The organism is Herbaspirillum sp. C9C3 (assembly GCF_013359625.1).
Lineage (GTDB): Bacteria > Pseudomonadota > Gammaproteobacteria > Burkholderiales > Burkholderiaceae_D > Herbaspirillum.
Genome location: NZ_JABFMQ010000012.1, coordinates 38,745 through 57,949, shown reverse-complemented (window position 1 = coordinate 57,949; position 19,205 = coordinate 38,745). Strand labels below are relative to the sequence as shown.

The 19,205-nt window shown below is 64.2% G+C and carries 16 protein-coding genes; 11 read left to right on the top strand and 5 right to left on the bottom strand.

Translation table 11 applies throughout. From position 1 onward, the window contains the following. Positions 1–39: 39 nt before the first annotated feature. Positions 40–765, bottom strand: coding sequence for a YebC/PmpR family DNA-binding transcriptional regulator (locus HNO82_RS13050; protein ID WP_008331277.1), 726 nt, complete (start codon positions 763–765; stop codon positions 40–42). A 228-nt stretch (positions 766–993) separates the two neighbouring features. On the opposite strand from HNO82_RS13050, the gene HNO82_RS13045 reads away from it, so the two are divergent. From HNO82_RS13045 to HNO82_RS13020, 6 genes are all read left to right on the top strand, one after another. Further along, positions 994–2,637 (top strand): helicase HerA-like C-terminal domain-containing protein, encoded by a 1,644-nt coding sequence (locus tag HNO82_RS13045; RefSeq protein WP_175344009.1) that lies wholly within the window; start codon positions 994–996, stop codon positions 2,635–2,637. Between the two features lie 69 nt (positions 2,638–2,706). Next, positions 2,707–3,627 carry a DMT family transporter gene (locus HNO82_RS13040; protein WP_175344008.1) on the top strand — a complete coding sequence of 307 codons (921 nt, stop codon included), beginning with the start codon at positions 2,707–2,709 and terminating at the stop codon, positions 3,625–3,627. 75 nt (positions 3,628–3,702) lie between these two features. Then, entirely contained in the window at positions 3,703–4,677 is a 975-nt protein-coding gene (locus tag HNO82_RS13035; RefSeq protein ID WP_175344007.1) for a quinone oxidoreductase family protein, read from the top strand. 48 nt (positions 4,678–4,725) lie between these two features. Next, positions 4,726–4,896: a hypothetical protein gene (locus tag HNO82_RS13030; RefSeq protein ID WP_008331263.1), complete on the top strand. Its 171-nt coding sequence runs from the start codon at positions 4,726–4,728 to the stop codon at positions 4,894–4,896. Positions 4,897–5,157: 261 nt separating this feature from the next. Beyond that, the gene (locus tag HNO82_RS13025; RefSeq protein WP_175344006.1) at positions 5,158–6,246 is read left to right on the top strand and encodes an ABC transporter substrate-binding protein; all 1,089 of its coding nucleotides are present in this window, start codon (positions 5,158–5,160) and stop codon (positions 6,244–6,246) included. A gap of 107 nt (positions 6,247–6,353) precedes the next feature. Then, complete coding sequence (locus tag HNO82_RS13020) at positions 6,354–7,289, top strand: DMT family transporter (protein WP_175344005.1); 936 nt, start codon at positions 6,354–6,356, stop codon at positions 7,287–7,289. Between the two features lie 6 nt (positions 7,290–7,295). Here HNO82_RS13020 and HNO82_RS13015 read toward each other — a convergent pair whose 3' ends face one another. Further along, on the bottom strand, positions 7,296–7,949 hold the full coding sequence (locus HNO82_RS13015; protein ID WP_175344004.1) for a DUF4136 domain-containing protein: 654 nt from the start codon (positions 7,947–7,949) through the stop codon (positions 7,296–7,298). Positions 7,950–8,373: 424 nt separating this feature from the next. Here HNO82_RS13015 and pepN point away from each other — a divergent pair, with 424 nt between their 5' ends. Together pepN and HNO82_RS13005 are read left to right on the top strand one after the other, a co-directional pair. Next, positions 8,374–11,070, top strand: coding sequence for an aminopeptidase N (gene pepN / locus HNO82_RS13010; RefSeq protein WP_175344003.1), 2,697 nt, complete (start codon positions 8,374–8,376; stop codon positions 11,068–11,070). Between the two features lie 75 nt (positions 11,071–11,145). Continuing rightward, positions 11,146–12,147 carry a class 1 fructose-bisphosphatase gene (locus HNO82_RS13005; protein ID WP_008331252.1) on the top strand — a complete coding sequence of 334 codons (1,002 nt, stop codon included), beginning with the start codon at positions 11,146–11,148 and terminating at the stop codon, positions 12,145–12,147. Positions 12,148–12,239: 92 nt separating this feature from the next. On the opposite strand, the gene HNO82_RS13000 is transcribed toward HNO82_RS13005, so the two are convergent. From HNO82_RS13000 to HNO82_RS12990, 3 genes are all read right to left on the bottom strand, one after another. Then, the gene (locus HNO82_RS13000; protein ID WP_034350850.1) at positions 12,240–13,787 is read right to left on the bottom strand and encodes a sensor domain-containing diguanylate cyclase; all 1,548 of its coding nucleotides are present in this window, start codon (positions 13,785–13,787) and stop codon (positions 12,240–12,242) included. Positions 13,788–13,896: 109 nt separating this feature from the next. Further along, entirely contained in the window at positions 13,897–14,802 is a 906-nt protein-coding gene (gene rarD, locus HNO82_RS12995) for an EamA family transporter RarD (RefSeq protein WP_008331250.1), read from the bottom strand. Between the two features lie 139 nt (positions 14,803–14,941). Further along, entirely contained in the window at positions 14,942–15,253 is a 312-nt protein-coding gene (locus HNO82_RS12990) for a hypothetical protein (protein ID WP_175344002.1), read from the bottom strand. 206 nt (positions 15,254–15,459) lie between these two features. Between HNO82_RS12990 and HNO82_RS12985 the strand changes: the two genes are divergently transcribed. From HNO82_RS12985 to HNO82_RS12975, 3 genes are all read left to right on the top strand, one after another. Next, positions 15,460–15,756 carry a hypothetical protein gene (locus HNO82_RS12985; protein ID WP_175344001.1) on the top strand — a complete coding sequence of 99 codons (297 nt, stop codon included), beginning with the start codon at positions 15,460–15,462 and terminating at the stop codon, positions 15,754–15,756. 254 nt (positions 15,757–16,010) lie between these two features. Further along, a complete protein-coding gene (locus tag HNO82_RS12980; protein WP_175344000.1) occupies positions 16,011–16,838 on the top strand; it encodes a substrate-binding periplasmic protein in 828 nt (275 codons plus the stop codon). Between the two features lie 390 nt (positions 16,839–17,228). Then, a complete protein-coding gene (locus HNO82_RS12975; RefSeq protein WP_175343999.1) occupies positions 17,229–19,169 on the top strand; it encodes a methyl-accepting chemotaxis protein in 1,941 nt (646 codons plus the stop codon). Positions 19,170–19,205 lie beyond the last annotated feature (36 nt).

Below are 19,205 nucleotides of genomic sequence, written 5' to 3'. Positions count from 1 at the left end.
AAAGGGGCGTGTTGTCCGAATCGGTTCAATTCAGGTGAATTATTCTTCGATCACGGCATTGGTATAGAGCTCCTGGGTATCGTCCAGGTTCTCCAGCGCATCCAGCAGTTTCTGCATCCTGACGCCATCCTCGCCGGCGAACACGGTTTCGGTGGAGGGCTTCATGGTGATCTCGGCGACTTCGGCCTTGAAGCCGGCCGCTTCCATGGCGGACTTGACGGCTGCGAAGTCGTTGGGGGCGGTCAGCACTTCGATGCCGCCTTCGTCGTCGGTGATGACGTCTTCGGCACCGGCTTCCAGCGCCGCTTCCATGACCGCATTCTCATCGGTGCCGGGCGCATACATCAGCTGGCCGCAGTGCTTGAAGAGAAAGGCCACCGAACCTTCGGTCCCCATGTTACCGCCGAACTTGGAGAAGGCGTGACGCACTTCGGCCACGGTACGGACGCGGTTGTCGGTCATGCAGTCGACGATGATGGCCGCACCGTTGATGCCATAACCTTCATAGCGCACTTCTTCATAGTTCACGCCATCCAGGGCGCCGGTGCCGCGCTGGATGGCGCGGGTCACGTTGTCCTTGGGCATGTTGGCGTCGGAGGCGCGGTCCACGGCCAGGCGCAGGCGCGGGTTGGTGTCCGGATCGCCTCCGCCCATGCGGGCGGCGACGGTGATTTCCTTGATCAGACGGGTCCAGACGCGACCGCGCTTTTCGTCCTGACGGCCTTTACGATGCTGAATATTGGCCCATTTGCTGTGTCCAGCCATGTTCAATCTTTCCTGCGAGAGAGTGAGGCCAGAACCGCCCCGCCTGCCCAGACCGCGCTCCGGGGCGCCTCGGCAAGACCGTGGGGCGCAGGTGACGCATCGCTGCAGAAGGGGACCGGCGCAGGCAGGACCGATAATACATTTCCTGGCGCCATGTTCTGACTATAATCGGGCGGGCATTTTACCATATCGCCACCCCATCATTTTTGCCTTCGAGGCCGAGCCGACATGATTAATCCGCTTCCGATCGCCACCCATTCAGGGGTGCAGCTGTGCCTGCTGCCGCAACTGGCCAACCGCCACGGCTGCATCACCGGCGCCACCGGCACCGGCAAGACCGTCACCCTGCAGGTGCTGGCCCAGGCCTTGTCCGACATCGGCGTGCCAGTCTTCATGGCGGACGTCAAGGGTGACCTCTCCGGTCTGGGCAAGGCCGGCAGCAACTCGCCCAAGACCAGCGCGCGCCTGGCCCAGCTGGGCCTGCCCGAGCCCGCCTGGGCCGCCGCGCCGGTAGCCTTCTGGGACGTCTATGGCGAGCAGGGTCATCCGGTGCGCGCCACCGTTTCCGACATGGGACCGCTGATGCTGGCCCGCATGCTCAACCTGAACGACACCCAGCAGGGCGTGCTGCAACTGGTCTTCAAGATTGCCGATGATCACGGCCTCTTGCTGCTCGATACCAAGGACCTGCGCGCCATGCTGCAGCATGTGGGCGAGAACGCGGCGCAGTTCAAGACCGAATACGGCAACATTTCGGCCGCCAGCGTGGGCGCCATCCAGCGCGGCCTGATCGCCATCGATGAACAGGGTGGCGACCGCTTCTTCGGCGAACCGATGTTGAACATCGAGGACTGGATGCAGACCGATGCGCAAGGTCGCGGCGTCATCAACATCCTCGCCGCCGACAAGCTCATGAACGCGCCGCGCCTGTATTCCACCTTCCTGCTGTGGATGCTCTCGGAGCTCTTCGAGCACCTGCCCGAGGTGGGTGACCTGGACCAGCCCAAGATGGCCTTCTTCTTCGACGAGGCGCACCTGCTCTTCGATGAAGCCCCCAAGCCGCTCCTGCAGAAGATCGAGCAGGTGGTGCGCCTGATCCGCTCCAAGGGCGTGGGCATCTATTTCGTGACCCAGAATCCGCTGGACATCCCCGACACCGTACTGGGCCAGTTGGGCAACCGCGTACAGCACGCCCTGCGCGCCTACACACCGCGCGACCAGAAGGCGGTGCAGGCCGCCGCCGAGACCTTCCGTCCCAATCCCATGGTCAACACCGCCCAGGCCATCACCGAACTGGGGGTGGGCGAGGCCCTGGTGTCCTTCCTGGACGAGAAGGGCCGGCCCAACATGGTCGAACGCGGCTACGTGCTGACACCGGCCTCGCAGATCGGTCCGCTCAGCGACCCGGAGCGGCGTGCCCTGATCGCGTCCTCGCTGGTGGCCGGTGTCTACGAACAGGCCATTGACCGCGAATCGGCCTATGAACGCCTGAAAGGCCGTGCCGTGCAGCAACCGCAGTCCGCCCCGGCCCCGGTCCCGCAAGAAGCCCCGGCCCCGGTGGATGACAACGCCTGGGGCGCTTCGGCCGGCCGCACTGCACCGGCCCCGGCCAGCACTTCGCGTCCCGGCGGCGGTACGCGCATGCCGCCACCCGGGCCGCAACCATCGCCGGCACCGTCACAAGGCCAGAGCGGCGGCCTGGGGGATCTGCTCAAGGATGCCGCCGGCGGCATCTTCGGTAGCGGCAGTGGCAGCCGCCGCAGCGATTCGCCCTTGCAGGCCATGGTCAAGTCGGCCGCGCGCAGCATCGGTTCGCAGGTTGGCCGTGAACTCATTCGCGGCGTGCTCGGCACCCTGATGAAGAAACGCTGATCCGCCACCGCCCGCGCTGTCCGGACATCCGTACGGCGCGCGGGCAGCCCAGGGTTTACAATCGCGGCCATGACTGCCGCTCCCTCCCCCGTCCATTCCACCCCGCGCCAGGCCTTCCTGGGCGGCTTGCTGCTGGCCATCGTCGGCGCCATTTTCTTTTCCGCCAAGGCCATCGTGGCCAAGCTGATGTACCGCTATCAGGTCGATGCGGTCATGGTGATCACCTTGCGCATGGTGTTTTCCTTCCCCATGTTTGCCGCCGTGGCACTGTGGAAGGCCCGCACCCAGCCGCCGCTGGCGCGCGCCGACGTCCTGCGCATCGTGGTGCTGGGCTTGATGGGCTATTACCTGTCGAGCTTCCTCGATTTCCTCGGGCTGCAATACATCTCCGCCGGGCTGGAACGGCTGATCCTGTTCCTCACCCCTTCCTTCGTGATGCTGATCGCTTTTTTCTTCTTCAAGCGCAAGGTCGGTGCGATCGAATGGGTCGCGCTGCTGGTGTCCTACTTCGGCACCGTGCTGGTGCTGCAGCATGACCTGCACACCGGCGGCAGCAACGTCCTCCTCGGCAGTGCCCTGGTGCTGGGCTCGGCCTTGAGCTATTCGATCTATCTGATTGCTTCCGGCGAGCTGGTCAGGCGGGTCGGGGCGGTGCGGCTGGTGGCCTATGCCATGTGCGTCTCCAGCGTGGCCTGCGTGATCCAGTTCTTCGTGTTGCGCGCTCCCTCTGATCTGGTCACGCAGGTGGCGGCGGTGTACCAGCTGTCCTTGTTCAACGCCGTGTTCTGCACCGTGCTGCCGGTGTTCCTGACCATGGTGGCGGTCTCTCGCATCGGCGCGCCCACTGCCGCCCAGGCCGGGCTGGTGGGGCCGGTGTCGACGCTGTTCATGGGCGCGGTCTTGCTGGATGAGCCCATCACCGGCATCCAGCTGGCCGGCACCGCCCTGGTGCTGGCCGGCATGTGGCTGCTGTCGCGCAAGAAGCGCTGAGGCGTTTTATACTGCCTCACAAAAGTGAATTTTCAGGCGCGAAACCGAGCACCAACCACCAACCAGGAGACCCAGATGGCAAAAGCAATCCGCATGAGCAAGACCGGCGGCCCCGAAGTGATGGAATACGTGGACGTGGAAGTGGGCGAGCCAGGCCCCGGTGAAGTCCGCATCCGCCACGCTGCCGTCGGCCTGAACTTCATCGATTGCTACTTCCGCTCCGGTCTCTATCCCCAGCCGCTGCCCGCCGGACTGGGGCAGGAAGGCGCCGGCACCATCGAAGCGGTGGGGCCGGGCGTGGCCGGTTTCCAGGTCGGCGACCGCGTGGCCTACGCGGGCCGCCCCAATGGAGCCTACTGCGAAGCGCGGGTGATGCCCGCTGACATCCTGGTCAAGCTGCCCGATGCCATCAGCTTCGATACCGCCGCCGCCATGATGCTGCAGGGCATGACCGTGCAATACCTGCTGCGCCAGACCTATGTCGTGCAGCCCGGCGAGACCATCCTGTTCCACGCCGCGGCCGGCGGTATCGGCTTGATAGCCTGCCAGTGGGCACGCGCGCTGGGTGTGAACCTGATCGGCACCGTCAGCAGCGACGAGAAGGCTGCGCTGGCCAAAGAACATGGCGCTGCCCACGTGATCAACTACAAGACCGAAAACTTCGTCGACCGCGTCAAGGAAATTACCGGCGGCAAGGGCGTCCCGGTGGTCTACGACTCCATCGGCAAGGACACCTTCACCGGCTCGCTGGATTGCCTGCGCCCGCGCGGCATGATGGTCAGCTTCGGCAATGCCTCCGGTCCGGTGGCGCCGTTCGGCGTGTCCGAACTGGCTTCCCGCGGCTCCTTGTTCCTGACCCGGCCTTCGCTGGGCAACTACATCGCCACCCGCGCCGAACTCGACGCCACCGCCGGTGACCTGTTCGACATGGTCGAGAGTGGCAAGATCAGCATCGAGATCAACCAGCGCTATGCCTTGAAGGATGTAGGCCAGGCGCATGCCGACCTGGAAGCGCGCAAGACCACCGGTTCGACCATCCTGATCCCCTGATGGCCGCCTGATTCATCCCGACTGACGCCAGCCACAAGAGGAAGCCCCATGGACCAGCCACCGCGCGAGCCCGGCCTCGACAACCCCATGGGGCATCCCCCCGAGCAGGCCACAGGCAACGACGGCTCGCCCAAGTTCGGGCGGCTGTTGGTCGTGCTGATCTGCGCGGTGCTCATGATCGTCTTCATCACCTTTGCCAGCGAAGCCTATTTCTCCTAGTTTTTTTACCGAATATCGAAATTATTCGGCATGGATCTCGCAAGTTATCGGTTTTTGCTCACGACTATGCGCAGATCGCGCATTTTTCTCCGTCTTGATCGTCAAATGCAGCCTTTGACGTTTGGGTGAGTTTCTTCACCCGAGCGCCTCCAGGGAGAACATTTTTGGCGGGAGAGGGAGATGGGAAGGAGCTGGCGTACGGTCGTCGTCCGGTGTGGCCGACTGGCCTTGGCATTGGCGTGGGCATGCGGCCTGCACGGGATGGCGGCAGCCGAGAACGGGGTCACTGCGCAAGAGATCGTCCTGGGCCAGTCCTCGCCCTTTACCGGGCCGGCCGCCGAGGTCGGCCGGGATTTTCAGGAAGGGGCGCGCAGCTATTTTGCCCAGGTCAATGCCCGCGGCGGCGTCCATGGCCGACGCGTGCGGCTGTTGAGTCTGGATGACGGCTACGATCCTGAACGCACCCTGGCCAATACCCAGCAACTGATCTGGCGCGACAAGGTCTTCGCGCTGTTCGGCTTTTCCGGCACGCCTACGGTCCTGGCGGCATTGCCGGCCATCCGCGAGGCCGGTATCCCGCTGATTGCGCCGCACACGGGCGCGGTCGCCCTGCGCGAGCCTTTCCATCGCCTGATCTTCCACGTACGCGCCAGCTACGCGCAGGAAACCGACTTCCTCCTGCGCCAGTTGCAAGGCAATGGACGGGTGAGGGTGGCGGTGTTCTACCAGAACGACGAGCTGGGCAAGAGCCTGCTGGAGAACCTGCGCCAGCGCGTGAGCGTCTACGGCCTGATCCTGGTGGGCAGCCGGTCCATCGAGCGCAACAGCGATGAGGTTTCGGCCGCGGCAGAAAAATTCATGCAGATGCGCCCCGATGTGGTGATCCAGGCGGTGTCGTATCGACCGGCGGCCGCGCTCATCACGCACATGCGCGCAGCGGGCTATCTGGGAGGTTTTTCCAATTACTCCTTCGTCGGCAGCCAGTCGCTGGCCGCGCGCCTGCAGCAGGCCGGTGTCGGCACCGAGATTACCCAGGTGGTGCCGTTCCCCAACAAGGCCAGACTGCCCATCGTCTATGAGTATCAGAAAGCCATGGACAGCAGCGCCTCGCGTGCGGGCTGCAACTTCATCGGTCTGGAGGGCTACATCGCTGCCCGCGTGCTGGTGGAGGGCCTGCGCCGCGCCGGTCCCCATCTCACGCGCGCCGGTCTGATCCGGGCGCTGGAGAGCATCACCCCGGCCAACTACGATGGTGGCGGTTTCAGTCTGCATTTCAGCCGCACCGATCACAGCGGTTCGGATTTCGTCGACCTGACCGCCATCGGCACGGGCGGGCGCTTCATCAATTGAGGGGCAGCGCGGCGGGCCAGCAGGCCGGGTCGGTGTTGGGCTACACTGTGGCGCTGCGCCCGGCGACCGGTCGGACGCCCCCGCCACCTTCATTGCAAGGACTTACCGTGACCGGCTCCCGTTCTCCTTCCCTGGCTGCGCCCCATTACTCGGGGGTGGCGCTGATGGCCGCCTGCAGCGCCGGCTTCCTGTGGGGCACCGGTGCCCTGGTGGTCAACATCCTGATCGCGCAATACGGTTTTGCTCCCGGCGACATCTCCTTCTGGCGCTTTGCGGTGGGTGCCGTCTTCCTGTGCCTGGTGTTCGGCACCCGCATCCATCTGCCGACCCTGCGTACGCTGCTGCTGCCCGTGCTGCTGGCCGGTACCACCATGGCGGGTTACGTGCTGTGCTGGTTCCTCGGGATAGAGCGCATCGGCGCGGCTATTCCCACCCTCATCGCTCTGTGCCTGCCGCCGGTGTTCTCCACCTTGATCGCGCTGCTGCGCGGGCAGGACAGGCTGGACTGGACGCTGGCGACCGTGCTGATCGCTGCCCTGGGCGGCACCGTGCTGATCGTGGCGCGGCACCAGAGCGCCGATACGGCGGGGTCGGGCCAGATGGATCTGATGATCGGCCTGCTCTGTTCGGTGGCCTCGGCGCTGCTCTATACCGGCTTCACGCTGGTCAGCGGACGGCTCTCCGCGGCCCTGGGGGCAGGGCCATCGGCCACCTGCCTGACCGTGGTGGCGGCCCTGGTGATGGGCCTGGCCAGCCTGGCCCGGCCGCTGCACTGGCCCAGCGGCCTGCCGCCGCAGGCCTGGTATCTCTACCTGGGCGTGGTCACGGCGGCCCTGGCGCTGCTGGTGTTCAGCTGGGGCGCCGCGCGCCTGACCCCTACGGCGCTGACCGTGGCCACGCTCATCGAGCCGCTCACCGCCGTGCTGCTGGCGGCCCTGCTGCTGGGGCAGACCCTGAGCCCCAGCCAGTGGCTGGGCGGCGCGCTGCTGCTGTTGAGCATCTGGGGACTTGGCAAGCGGCTGGGACGGCCGCCGCATGGCTGAGGACGATCAGTCCTCCGGCTGGCCGTTCTTGTCGACCTTGATGCGGATGTGCCGCGTCACCCCGCTGGGGCCGGGGAAGTCATCAAAGGCGGCGCGTACCATGGCAGGCATGGCCTCCGCCAATCCAGCGCGCTGGCCTTCGCTGTCCACCACCACATCGAACAGCTTCTTGCCGTCGCTGGCCTGGCTGATGCCGATCTGCAGCCGCCGCAGGAAGACCGGATAGCTGGTCGTCTGCATCGGTGCGCCATACCAGAAGGGATCGTAGAAGGGACCATAAGGCCCGTAGAAGCCGAACGGACGTGGTCCGAAGCGCCCCCAGCCCGGACCCGGACCATAGAAGAAGGGATCGTAGGCCGGCTGGCTCACCACCACCTGCCCGGTATTCATGCCGTAGCTGAAGCTGACCTGCAATTGCGCCGACTTCAGATCACGTGCCTCGGTAAATCCCAGGAACTGCAGCTCCTGGCGGATCAGGCCGGCATAGTTCTGATATTGCAGGTCGTTTTCCTGGTCCTTGGTCGGGGCGAAGGCATAGTCCTTCTGGTTGTCGCCGGGCGACCAGGCGTGGAAAGCGGTGACGTTGCTCTCGATGACCGAGGCGCAACCGGAGAGCAGCAAGCTGGCCGCTGCAAGAAGGGGGTAAAGCCAGCGTTTCATGAACGAACTCCATCAGAAAAAGGTCCGGCATCGAGTGCAAGGCCAGGATGCCATGGGCAGGGCGCTTGCGCGGCGATATGAAGCAAAAGGCAGAAAGCCGGGCCTGGTCAGACTCTGCGCGAGGCCATTTTGATCCCGGGCGGCGAGTGCTCGCCGCAAAGCCGCATGGCGCCTGCCCGGCGCATTCCGATGCGGGGCAAGTGCCGGTTTGGTCATTGTACTGGCCAGAGGGCGATATGAACCATGTTTCCCGCCGATGGTCCCTGAGGGAGGGCGGCGCAGCAATTCAGGCCGATTCCATTCGCGCAGTGCGGGATGATTGGTAAAATCGGGTTTTTGCTGCACCTGAATTGGCTTTCTGCTGTCTTAGCCTTCACCTTAGTCATCATTTTTGACCTCCATTTCCCTTCCCGGACAGGCCTCCATGCGCACCGATACGCCCCAGACGATCTACCGTAAAGACTACGCCGCTCCCAACTACCTGGCCGACACCGTCGAGATGGGTTTCGACCTTGATCCCGCCGACACCCGTGTCGCCACCCGCATTACCCTGACCCGCAACCCGGCCGCCCGCGGCCGCGACCTGGTGCTCTTCGGCGAAGAGCTGGAACTGGTGGCCCTGCGCCTGAACGGCAAGACGCTCTCGCAGGCCAAGGGCGATTTCCGCATCGCCGGTGGCGTGCTGACCATCCCCGCCGCCCCGGCCAAGGTGACGCTGGAGATCGAGACCCTGGTCCATCCGGACCGCAATACTTCGTTGATGGGCCTGTATGTGTCCAACGGCAATTTCTTCACCCAGTGCGAAGCCGAAGGTTTCCGCAAGATCACCTACTTCCCGGACCGTCCGGACGTGATGGCCAAATTCACCGTCATGCTGCGCGCCGACAAGGCCCGCTATCCGGTGCTGCTGTCCAACGGCAACCTGATCGAGCAGGGCGACCTGCCCGATGGCCGCCATTATGCCAAGTGGGAAGATCCGTTCAAGAAGCCCTCTTACCTGTTCGCCCTGGTGGCCGGCCAGTTGGTCTGCCAGGAAGAAACCGTGCGCCTGCATTCGGGCCGTGATGCGCTGCTGCAGGTGTGGGTGGAAGAGGGCAACCTCGACAAGACCCAGCACGCCATGGATTCGCTCAAGAACAGCATCACCTGGGACGTCGAACGCTTCGGCCTGGACCTCGACCTGGACCGCTTCATGATCGTCGCCGTCGGTGACTTCAACATGGGCGCCATGGAAAACAAGGGCTTGAACATCTTCAACACCAAGTACGTGCTGGCCAATCCGCGCATCGCCACCGATGTCGACTTCGCCAACATCGAAGCGGTGGTCGGCCACGAATATTTCCACAACTGGACCGGCAACCGCGTCACCTGCCGCGACTGGTTCCAGCTGTCGCTGAAGGAAGGCCTGACCGTCTTCCGCGACCAGGAATTCTCGGCCGACATGATCGGCAGCGACAGCGGCCGTGCCGTCAAGCGCATCGATGACGTACGCGTGCTGCGCCAGGCCCAGTTCCCGGAAGATGCCGGTCCGATGGCACACCCGGTGCGTCCTGACTCCTTCGTCGAAATCAACAATTTCTACACCGTCACCGTCTACGAAAAGGGCGCTGAGGTCGTGCGCATGTACCAGACCCTGCTGGGCCGCGATGGCTTCCGCAAGGGCATGGACCTGTACTTCAAGCGCCACGATGGCCAGGCCGTGACCTGCGACGATTTCCGCGCCGCCATGGCCGACGCCAATGGTCGCGACCTGTCGCAGTTCGAACGCTGGTACAGCCAGGCCGGCACGCCCCTGGTACAAGCCGCGGTCGACTACGATGCCAAGCGCAAGACCCTGACCCTGACGCTGGAACAAAGCTGCCCGGCCACGCCCGGCCAGAAGAAGAAACAGCCCTTCCACATCCCGGTGGCCGTGGGCCTGCTGGATGCGCAAGGCCGTGACCTGGCGCTGACGCTGCAAGGCGAGAAGAAGGCCGCTGCCACCACCCGCGTGCTGGAACTGACCAAGGCCAAACAGAGCTTCACCTTCATCAACGTCGAGGCAAAACCGGTGCCCTCGCTGCTGCGTGGTTTCTCCGCCCCGGTGGTCCTGCAATACGATTACAGCGATGCCGAACTGGCCTTCCTGATGGCGCATGACAGCGATGCCTTCAATCGTTGGGAAGCCGGCCAGCGCCTGGCCACGCGTCGCCTGTTGAATCTGACGGTGGCCGTGCAGGCCGCGCGCCAGTCCGGCCACGTGGTGGCGGTCGACACCGTGCTCAACAACATCGAGCACGATGGTGCCCTGGCTGAAGCCCTGCGTGCCACCCTCAAGGACGAGTCGCTGGACCCGGCCTTCCGCGAACTGGTACTGACCCTGCCGTCGGAGACCATGATCGCCGAACAGATGGAAGTCATCGACCCGCACGCCATCCACGTGGCGCGCCAGTTCCTGCGCCGCTCGCTGGCGCGCGAACTGCGTGAGGACCTGCTGGCGGTGTATCGCGCCCACCAGACCCCGGGCGCCTACAGCCCCGACGCCGCATCGGCCGGCCACCGTGCCTTGAAGAACGTGGCCCTGTCCTACCTGGCCGAGCTCGATGATGAAGAAGCCATGGCCCTGGCCCAGCAGCAGGACCAGGACGCCAACAACATGACCGACCGCCTGGCCGCGCTGTCGGCGGTCTTGAACAGCGCCGCCCCCGGCAAGAGCGAAGCGCTGCAGCGCTTCTATGCCGAGTTCGAACAGGAAGCCCTGGTCATCGACAAGTGGTTCACCCTGCAGGCCACGGCCCGCAATGCCGATGTGAACACCGTGCGGACATTGACCGAGCATCCGGCCTTCACGTTGAAGAACCCCAATCGCGCCCGCAGCCTGATCTTCAGCTTCTGCAACGGCAACCCCTCGGCCTTCCATGCGCTGGACGGCAATGGCTATGCCTTCTGGGCCGAACAGGTGATCGCCTTGAATGCCAGCAATCCGCAAGTGGCCGCTCGCCTGGCGCGCAGCCTGGACCGCTGGCGCAAGTACACTCCGGCGCTGCAGGAAAAGATGCGCCTGGCCCTGCAACAGGTTGCAGCCACGCCCAAACTCTCGCGCGACGTGGCCGAAGTCATCACCAAGGCCCTGGCCGATTGATCTGTCAGACAGATAAATGATCCCTCACTCATTCATCCGATTCATTAAATAAAAACCACTGCAAGGAAGACCACCATGAAACGCATCAGCCTCACGCAACACCTGATCGAGCAGCAGCGCCTGCACAACAAGATCCCGTCCGAGCTGCGCCTCTTGATCGAAGTCGTCGGCCGTGCCTGCAAGTCGATCTCGCATGCGGTTGGCAAGGGCGCGCTGGGCGAAGTGCTGGGCAGCGCCGGCAGCGAAAACGTACAGGGTGAAGTGCAGAAGAAGCTGGACGTGATCTCCAACGAGATCCTGCTGGAAGCCAATGAATGGGGCGGTCACCTGGCGGCCATGGCCTCGGAAGAAATGGAGACCATCCACCGCATCCCCAACCGCTACCCCAAGGGCGAATACCTGCTGATGTTCGATCCGCTGGACGGCTCCTCCAACATCGACGTCAACGTCTCCATCGGTACCATCTTCTCGGTGCTGAAGGCCCCGGAAGGCATGACCGAGCCGACCGAGCAGGACTTCATGCAGCCCGGCACCAAGCAGGTCGCCGCCGGCTATGCCGTCTATGGCCCGCAGACCGTGCTGGTGCTGACCACCGGCGACGGCGTGCACTGCTTCACCCTGGACCGCGAAATGGGCGCCTGGGTGCTGACCCAGAAGGACATCAAGATTCCCGAAGACACCAAGGAATTCGCCATCAACGCCTCCAACCAGCGTCACTGGTTCCCGCCGGTCACCCGCTACGTGGATGAAATGCTGGCCGGTTCCACCGGTGTGCGCGGCAAGGATTTCAACATGCGCTGGATCGCCTCCATGGTGGCCGACGTGCATCGCATCCTGAACCGCGGCGGCATCTTCATGTACCCGGCCGATGCGCGTGAGCCGGGCAAGCCGGGCAAGCTGCGCCTGATGTACGAAGCCAACCCGATGGCCTTCATCGTCGAGCAGGCCGGTGGCGCCGCCACCGACGGCCAGCAGCGCATCATGGACATCCAGCCGGAAAAGCTGCACCAGCGTGTGGCCGTGTTCCTGGGGTCGAAGAATGAAGTCGAGCGCGTGACCTCGTATCACAAGGAGTAAGTCTGCGGCGCGTGGTGCGCGCGTTGCAGACCATGCGCAAACCATGCCGCCCGGTATATGCCGGGCGGCATTTTTTCTGCCGGCGGCTCTGTCTATGTTCTGGCCAGCCTGACCTGGTTGCGTCCGCCATGCTTGGCGTCATAGAGCGCGGCATCGGCGCGGCCCAGCAGGTCTTGCGCCGTGCGTTCATCAGGCCGCAGCAATTCCATGGCGCAGACCCCGGCGCTGGCCGTCACCACGCCGGTTGGATTGCCGCGATGGGGCAGGTCCAGCGCCTGGATCTCGGCGCGGATTTTCTCGGCCACCTGCATGGCGCCGGCGGCATCGGTCTCGGGCAGCAGCATGACCATTTCCTCGCCGCCGTAGCGCGCGGCCAGGTCGCCCGGACGGCGCTGGCGCTGCTTGAGAACCTCCGCGATGCGGCGCAGGCATTCATCACCAGCCTGGTGGCCATAGAGGTCGTTGTACTGCTTGAAGAAATCCACATCGATCATGATCAGCGACAGCGCCGATCCGCTGCGCGCCGCGCGCCGGAACTCCGCTGCCAGCGTGGTATCGAGATGGCGTCGGTTGGCCAGGCCGGTCAGGCCATCCTGGTGCGCCAGCTGCTCCAGGCGCTGGTTGGCCTGGTGCAGTTCGCCCATGACTTGCAGCGCGCGGTCTTCGGCGACCAGGCGCAGTTCGATCTGGCCGATCAGGCGCCAGCCGAACACGGCGATGATGATCAGCAGCAGCAATACCGCCACGCCATAGACGATGGTCTGCTGGCGCCACGGGGCCAGGACTTCATCACGGGTGGAGGTCACCGTCACCAGCAGCGGGAAACCCTGCACCGGCTGCCAGGACACGTAGCGATCGATATCATCCAGCGGTGAATGCACCAGTGCGTGACCGCTGCCGGTACTGGCCAGCACCGGGCCGATGGCCGGATCGCGGCTCAGGTCAACGTCGACGAAGGCCGGATTGAAGGGCTGGCGCGTGAGTACCTTGCCGGGACGCAGCAGCAGCAGGATGGCGCTGTCGCGCCCGATCTCCACCGTCTGGTAGAGCGCATTGAAGTGATCCAGCCGCAAGGTCGCCAGCAGCAGTCCGGCGAAGCGGCCATCGGGATGATTCAGGCGGCGCGACATGGGGATGATCCACTGGTCGGTACTGCGGCTGAGCAAGGTCGGATGGATGTGCGGTTCGGGATCGTCGTGATCGCGCTGATAGATGAAGTACTCGCGGTCGGCATTGTTGGCATCGGCCGCGCGTGGCGGCGAGGAACTGGCGACCCGGTTGCCGTGCTCATCGAAGATGTAGAGCCCGTCGAGCTGCGGCATTTCGCTGGCCAGCCGGCGCAGGATGGGGCTCATGGCATGCAGCTGCGCGTGGTTGGTACCGGTCTCGTCGATGCGGTCGCTGATGTTGATCAGGGCGCCATGGGTGGCCTGGAACACGTCATAGGCATGGCGCGCCAGGGTGCGGGCGATGTTGCCCGAATAGATGCGGGTGTTGTCCAGCTGTACCATGCGTGCGGCCAGGCTTTGCCAGATGTGACCGGCAGCGATGGCCAGGCAGATCAGCACGACGAACAGCCGCGCCCGCCGCGCTACCGAATGGCGCGCTACCCGCCCTGCCTTTGCCAGCATTGGCCGCATGTAATGTCTCCCCCTCCTGCCGGTCTGCGCCCTCCCCAAAGACGACCGTGGCTGCCAGTATAAGGTCTGGCTCAGCCGTACTGGCCCCGATCAGTCCACGAAAAAGCCCTCAATTCATGCTCTGCACCGCAGGTCGGCGCATCAGCCTGACGCTGTGCAGGGCCGTCAGTACCACCGACAGCCAGATCGGCACATAGGTCCCCAGCTGCGTCAGTCGCAGGCTTTCGCCCAGCACCGCCATGGCCACCAGCACCAGCAGTACCGGTTCCACGTAGCCCAGGATGCCGAACAGGCCCATGGGCAACAGCTTGCCGGCTCGCAGGTAGCTGGTCAGGGCGATCATGCTCAGGATCCCCAGACCGGGCAGCAGCAGCCACATGGCCGGCGTGTGCAGGGTGGGCAGCGAGGCCGGGCTCATGATGAGGGCGACCAGCGACGGCAGCGCCAGCACCATCAGTTCCACCGCGAAGATGAGCATCGAATCCAGACGGATGCGCCGACGCAGGATGAAGTAGGGCGGATAGCCCAGCGCCACCGCCAGCGTCGGCCAGGAGAAGGCGCGCGTCATCCATAGTTCATGCGCCACGCCGATGCAGGCGCACAGCACCGCCAGGCGCTGCAGCAGGTCCATCTTCTCGCCATAGTGGAAGCGGCCCACCAGCACCATCGACAGGGGCAGCATGAAATAGCCCAGCGAGACTTCCAGCGCCCGGCCATTGACCGAGCCCCACAGGAAGAGCCATTGCTGCAAGCCCAGCAAGGCCGCCATGAGCAGCAGCAGGAGCACGCGCGAGGGACTGGCCAGCAGTTCGGCCATGGCCGCGCGCAGGCGCGGCAGTTCTCCGCGCCAGGCCAGCAGGCCGAGCACGCACAGCAGGGTAATGAGGATGCGCCAGGCAAAGATGTCCGTGCCATCCAGTGGCGCCAGCAGACGGGTATAGCCGGAGAGAAAGGCGAACAGGGAAGAGGCCAGCACGGACAAGCCGATGCCGCGGCCGACAAGTTGAGGATTCATCACGGGACCGGGTGTGTCCGGCGCAAGGAAGAGGCGCCGGCAAAAGCGCGATTCTACGGCATGCCGGGCCGGTCGGTGGCGTCCATGCAGAAAGCCCCGGTCGGGGCCGGGGCTTCGGGGGCGAGGCGAGAAGCGAGGATCATGCCCCCGGAGAGGTGCCCATCGGGCCATCCTTCAGTTCACGCGCGTAGTTGTTGGGACGACCATTGGGCACTTCATAGCTCTTGCGTTCGATGTACTGGCCGTTCTGGCCGCTTTCCTGCATGGCGGCCGGCGAGCTGGTCTGGTCGCCCTGGTAGTTGTAGTACTGCGACTGCGACGACGTCGAGTCATATTGCTGCTGCGGGCTGGCCTGCATGGAACTGCCGTCCTGATCATAGGACTGGGCATAGGCACCCGTGGCGAAGGTGGCAGCGGCCAGCACGGCGGCGGTGAGGAAGGTCTTGGTCATGGCTGTTCTCCTTTATCCTTGGTTGCGCATTCGATGCTGCCGAATGCAGTCGGGACTTCAGTGGCGGATCGGGGCTTGCTTGCATCCGCAGGGGGGCCTTCGTTTCCTGGAAGCAGGCGCGGCAGCTTGGCGGGTCGCCTGCATTGCGTGAAAACTTGGCTTCATCATAGGAATCCCGATGCAGCGCGGCAGTCGGAAAGGCCAGCATGTTCTTGTCGGACGATTCGCGCGCCTCTGACAGCGGGGCTGGAGCGGCACAGGCAAAACATGCCGGTTTCCGGATGGATGCAAAAGTGAATGTAGTTCACCTCATCAGTGAATGCGCCGCATCATTGAATAATTCAGGCTCCATTCGGATGCGAGCAGACCAGGTCCTTGCCTTCGCAGTGCCTGTCAGCGGGCCAGCTGACACGCGCCCCCGGTTTCGTTACAAGACGTATCGTTGCGTCATTGCCGCGCATCTCCGGGGCAGCACGGCGGCGCTGCTGCGCGAGCTTGTGTGAGGATGTGCTGAAGGCGCGCTGAAGGTGTGCTGCCGCCGAGATGATCGGATCGGGGCTTTGTTCTGTGGACAACCATGCTGCTTGATCTGCGACAGGTGACGGCCAGATCGCTGTGGCAAAAATGCGCTGCTCTCTCGCCACGCGCGAAATGCGTTTTGGCGTGGGGCGCAACCGGGGTTATGCTGAAGCGGACATGATTTGCTCGCACCGCCTGTTCAGGGCCGCGTGATGAAGCAGAAGAAAAGGGGGGGACCATGCACACACCATCCTGCGCCACGGCACTGGCCGTCTTTACGGTGCTCACTGCGCTCACGGCGCTGACCGCGCCGCTGACGGTGCAGGCGGCCGATTGCAGCAAGGTCGTCATCTCGGCTGATTCCGATTACGCGCCCTTGCACTGGTATGACGGCAAGCGGCTGACCGGGGCCAGCATCGAGATCGCCACCCGTGCCTTGAGTGCGCTCAACATCCCCTACGAGGTGCGCTACGTCGGCCCCTTCCATCGGGTACTCAAGGAAGCCGAGAGCGGCGAAGTGGCCATGGTGTCCTCGCTCAAGAACACGCCGGAGCGCCAGCAATATCTGGCCTTTGCCTCGGTGCCGCTGTTTGTCAATCCGATTGCGGTATTCGTGGCGCGCGACAAGCACTTCGCCTATGCGGGCTGGAAGGACCTGGTCGGCAAACGTGGCGCCATCACGCTGGGCAACCAGTTTGGTGGCGGCTTCGATGAATTCCTGCGCGACCATCTCACCATCGAGACGGCGCAAAAGTTTTACATGAATTTCACCAAGCTCGATTCAGGGCGGATCGACTATCTCATTACCGGTTACTACAACGGCATGATCTACCTGAACCAGACCGGCCAGACCGATCGCTTCATGCCCCTGCGCCCCTTCGTCAGCGAGAGCGACAATTACATCGCCATGAGCCGCGCCAGCCCCTGCGTGAAGCTGCTGCCCCGCATCAACGCCCAGCTGGAAGCCATGCAGAAGCGCGGTGAACTGCGCGCCGTACTGCAGAGCTTCGAAACCGATTTGCGCATCGACACCGCCAATCCCGCCGATGGTGACCGCGCCAGGTGAGGTGCGGTGCGTCGTTCTCGCTTTTCATCTTCCTTTCTCCATCCGGCGTGCGCCTCACGCGTGACTTATGGTGAGTAGCTGTGACTTCCGGTGACACATGAGGCCTGGCCGGCAGATTTATCTTTCTTTCAGGAACTCTCCCGGCTCTGCCTTGGTCTAGGAGTGGCTCGTATTTGTTTCGGGAACAGCGGGACGAAACGAGACAGTCGGAAATGCACAACAGAGCGGGTCGCCAAGCTTGGAATCCATGGAGAAAACCAGCCGACCTCAGTAACATCCCTCGACTGAAAAAAGTCGCAATGCAGCGACTTGACGGCGCAACGGAGCGTCTCGCGCGACAGCGCAGGTGGCCAATGATGGCCCTTCCTCCACTCCAACATCAACAACATCATGCGCGCCTGGATCAATCATCTCAATTACTCACGCAAGTTCGTCCTGATCGGCGCACTCGCTTTCTTGCTGTTCATCGTGCCCACCACCATCCTGGTGCGCGCCAACCTCAATGACCTGGCCACCGCCCAGCGCGAAGGCCTGGCCATTGCGCCCGGACGTGATCTGCTGTTGCTGCTCAAGCAAATGCAGCAGCATCGCGGACTGTCGGCCCTGTCTCTGGCCGATGGCGATGGTGCAGCGGCCGGTCGCGCGGAGCGCCAGAAGGAGGTCGATGCGAGTTTCGAACGTGTGCGCAGCGGTCTGCTGCCCTTGCAGGACAAGACCCTGAGCGCAGCACTGGACAGTCTGAATGCCGACTGGCGTACGCTGACGCAAAATATCGCGGCCAAGTCCATCAGCGGTGCACAGAGCAACCAGCAGCATGGGCAACTGATCAAGCGCGAGCTTGATCTTTTGAATGACCTGGCCAACAGCTCCGGCCTGGCGCTGGAAGCGGAGCCCGCCCTGTTCTATGTGCAGCGCGCGGTGATGTCCGAACTGCCGCAACTGACTGAGGCACTGGGCCAGGCACGTGCACTTGGCGCCGTGATCCTGGGACGCGGGCAGGCGAATGCTGAAGAGCGCGCCCGGTTGGAGAATCTCGCCGACCGTGCCCGCCGCAGCTACGACAGCGCACGTGGATCACTGACGCTCGCAGCCGGGAGCCACGCCTTGCCCGCCGATGTGGAAAGTACCCGTGCGGCTGCCGTGACCGCCGCCGACGAAGCCATCAAGCTGGCCGACAGCGCCATCGTCCAGGCCGACCCGCTGACCATGCCGGCACCGCAATGGGTTTCCACCATGACGCGCATCATCGATACGCAATTCGCGCTGGTCAACGCTTCCTTTGACATGATGCGCGACGGGCTGCAGGCCAAGATCCCGCGCCTGCGCAATGAGCTCATCGTGCTGTGCGCGTCGCTGGCGGCACTGGCGCTGGCGGCACTGTGGGTGATGGTGGCCATCACGCGCGCCACTACCGGTGCGCTCTCTGAAGCGGTACGCCTGACCGAAGCCGTCTCGTCCGGCGATCTGACCCAGCACGTCGAGGTCACGGGCAGTGACGAGGTGGCCCGTCTGCTCTTGGCCATGCAGACCATGATGGCGCAGCTGAGCAAGGTGGTGGGCAGCGTGCGCAGCAATTCCGAAAGCGTGGCCACGGCCAGCGCCCAGATTGCCCAAGGCAATGCGGACCTGAGCAAGCGTACCGAGGAACAGGCCAGCGCCTTGCAGCAGACGGCCGCCTCGATGGAAGAACTGGGCTCGACGGTGCAGCAGAATGCCGAGGGCGCGCGCCAGGCCGGCCAGCTGGCGCGCGATGCCGCCGAGGTCGCCAGCCAGGGTGGCGCGGTGGTGCAGCAGGTGGTGCAGACCATGCAGGGCATCCATGCCAGCTCGGATCGCATCAGCGACATCATCGGTGTAATTGATGGCATCGCCTTCCAGACCAACATCCTGGCGCTCAACGCCGCGGTGGAGGCGGCCCGTGCCGGCGAGCAGGGACGCGGCTTCGCGGTGGTCGCCACCGAGGTCCGCAGCCTGGCCCAGCGTTCGGCCACGGCGGCGCGCGAGATCAAGGAGTTGATTACTGCCAGCGTCGACCAGGTGGGACAGGGCACGCAACTGGCCGACCAGGCCGGCAAGACCATGGAGGAGATCGTGACCTCGATTCGCCGCGTCAGCGACATCATGGTCGGCATCAACGCCGCCACGGCCGAGCAGAATACCGGCATTGCCCAGGTGGGCCAGGCCGTCACCCAGATGGACAACACCACGCAGCAGAATGCGGCACTAGTGGAAGAAAGTGCCGCAGCAGCCATCAGCCTGTCGGACCAGGCCCGCGAGCTGGTGCAGGCGGTGGCCGTTTTCCGGGTGGGACGCATGGCGCTGAGGGCCTGAAGCGACTTTGCCGGGGCGGCAACAGCAAAGGCCCGC

Excerpts from the sequence above, each read along its gene's own strand:
- pepN (WP_175344003.1), top strand. The coding sequence starts at position 8,374 with ATGCGCACCGATACGCCCCAGACGATCTACCGTAAAGACTACGCCGCT.
- HNO82_RS13005 (WP_008331252.1), top strand. The coding sequence starts at position 11,146 with ATGAAACGCATCAGCCTCACGCAACACCTGATCGAGCAGCAGCGCCTG.
- HNO82_RS12990 (WP_175344002.1), bottom strand. The coding sequence starts at position 15,253 with ATGACCAAGACCTTCCTCACCGCCGCCGTGCTGGCCGCTGCCACCTTC.
- HNO82_RS13045 (WP_175344009.1), top strand. The coding sequence starts at position 994 with ATGATTAATCCGCTTCCGATCGCCACCCATTCAGGGGTGCAGCTGTGC.
- HNO82_RS13035 (WP_175344007.1), top strand. The coding sequence starts at position 3,703 with ATGGCAAAAGCAATCCGCATGAGCAAGACCGGCGGCCCCGAAGTGATG.
- HNO82_RS12980 (WP_175344000.1), top strand. The coding sequence starts at position 16,011 with ATGCACACACCATCCTGCGCCACGGCACTGGCCGTCTTTACGGTGCTC.
- HNO82_RS13015 (WP_175344004.1), bottom strand. The coding sequence starts at position 7,949 with ATGAAACGCTGGCTTTACCCCCTTCTTGCAGCGGCCAGCTTGCTGCTC.
- HNO82_RS13040 (WP_175344008.1), top strand. The coding sequence starts at position 2,707 with ATGACTGCCGCTCCCTCCCCCGTCCATTCCACCCCGCGCCAGGCCTTC.
- HNO82_RS13025 (WP_175344006.1), top strand. The coding sequence starts at position 5,158 with ATGGCGGCAGCCGAGAACGGGGTCACTGCGCAAGAGATCGTCCTGGGC.
- HNO82_RS12975 (WP_175343999.1), top strand. The coding sequence starts at position 17,229 with ATGCGCGCCTGGATCAATCATCTCAATTACTCACGCAAGTTCGTCCTG.
- HNO82_RS13050 (WP_008331277.1), bottom strand. The coding sequence starts at position 765 with ATGGCTGGACACAGCAAATGGGCCAATATTCAGCATCGTAAAGGCCGT.
- HNO82_RS13000 (WP_034350850.1), bottom strand. The coding sequence starts at position 13,787 with ATGCGGCCAATGCTGGCAAAGGCAGGGCGGGTAGCGCGCCATTCGGTA.
- HNO82_RS13030 (WP_008331263.1), top strand. The coding sequence starts at position 4,726 with ATGGACCAGCCACCGCGCGAGCCCGGCCTCGACAACCCCATGGGGCAT.
- rarD (WP_008331250.1), bottom strand. The coding sequence starts at position 14,802 with ATGAATCCTCAACTTGTCGGCCGCGGCATCGGCTTGTCCGTGCTGGCC.
- HNO82_RS12985 (WP_175344001.1), top strand. The coding sequence starts at position 15,460 with ATGTTCTTGTCGGACGATTCGCGCGCCTCTGACAGCGGGGCTGGAGCG.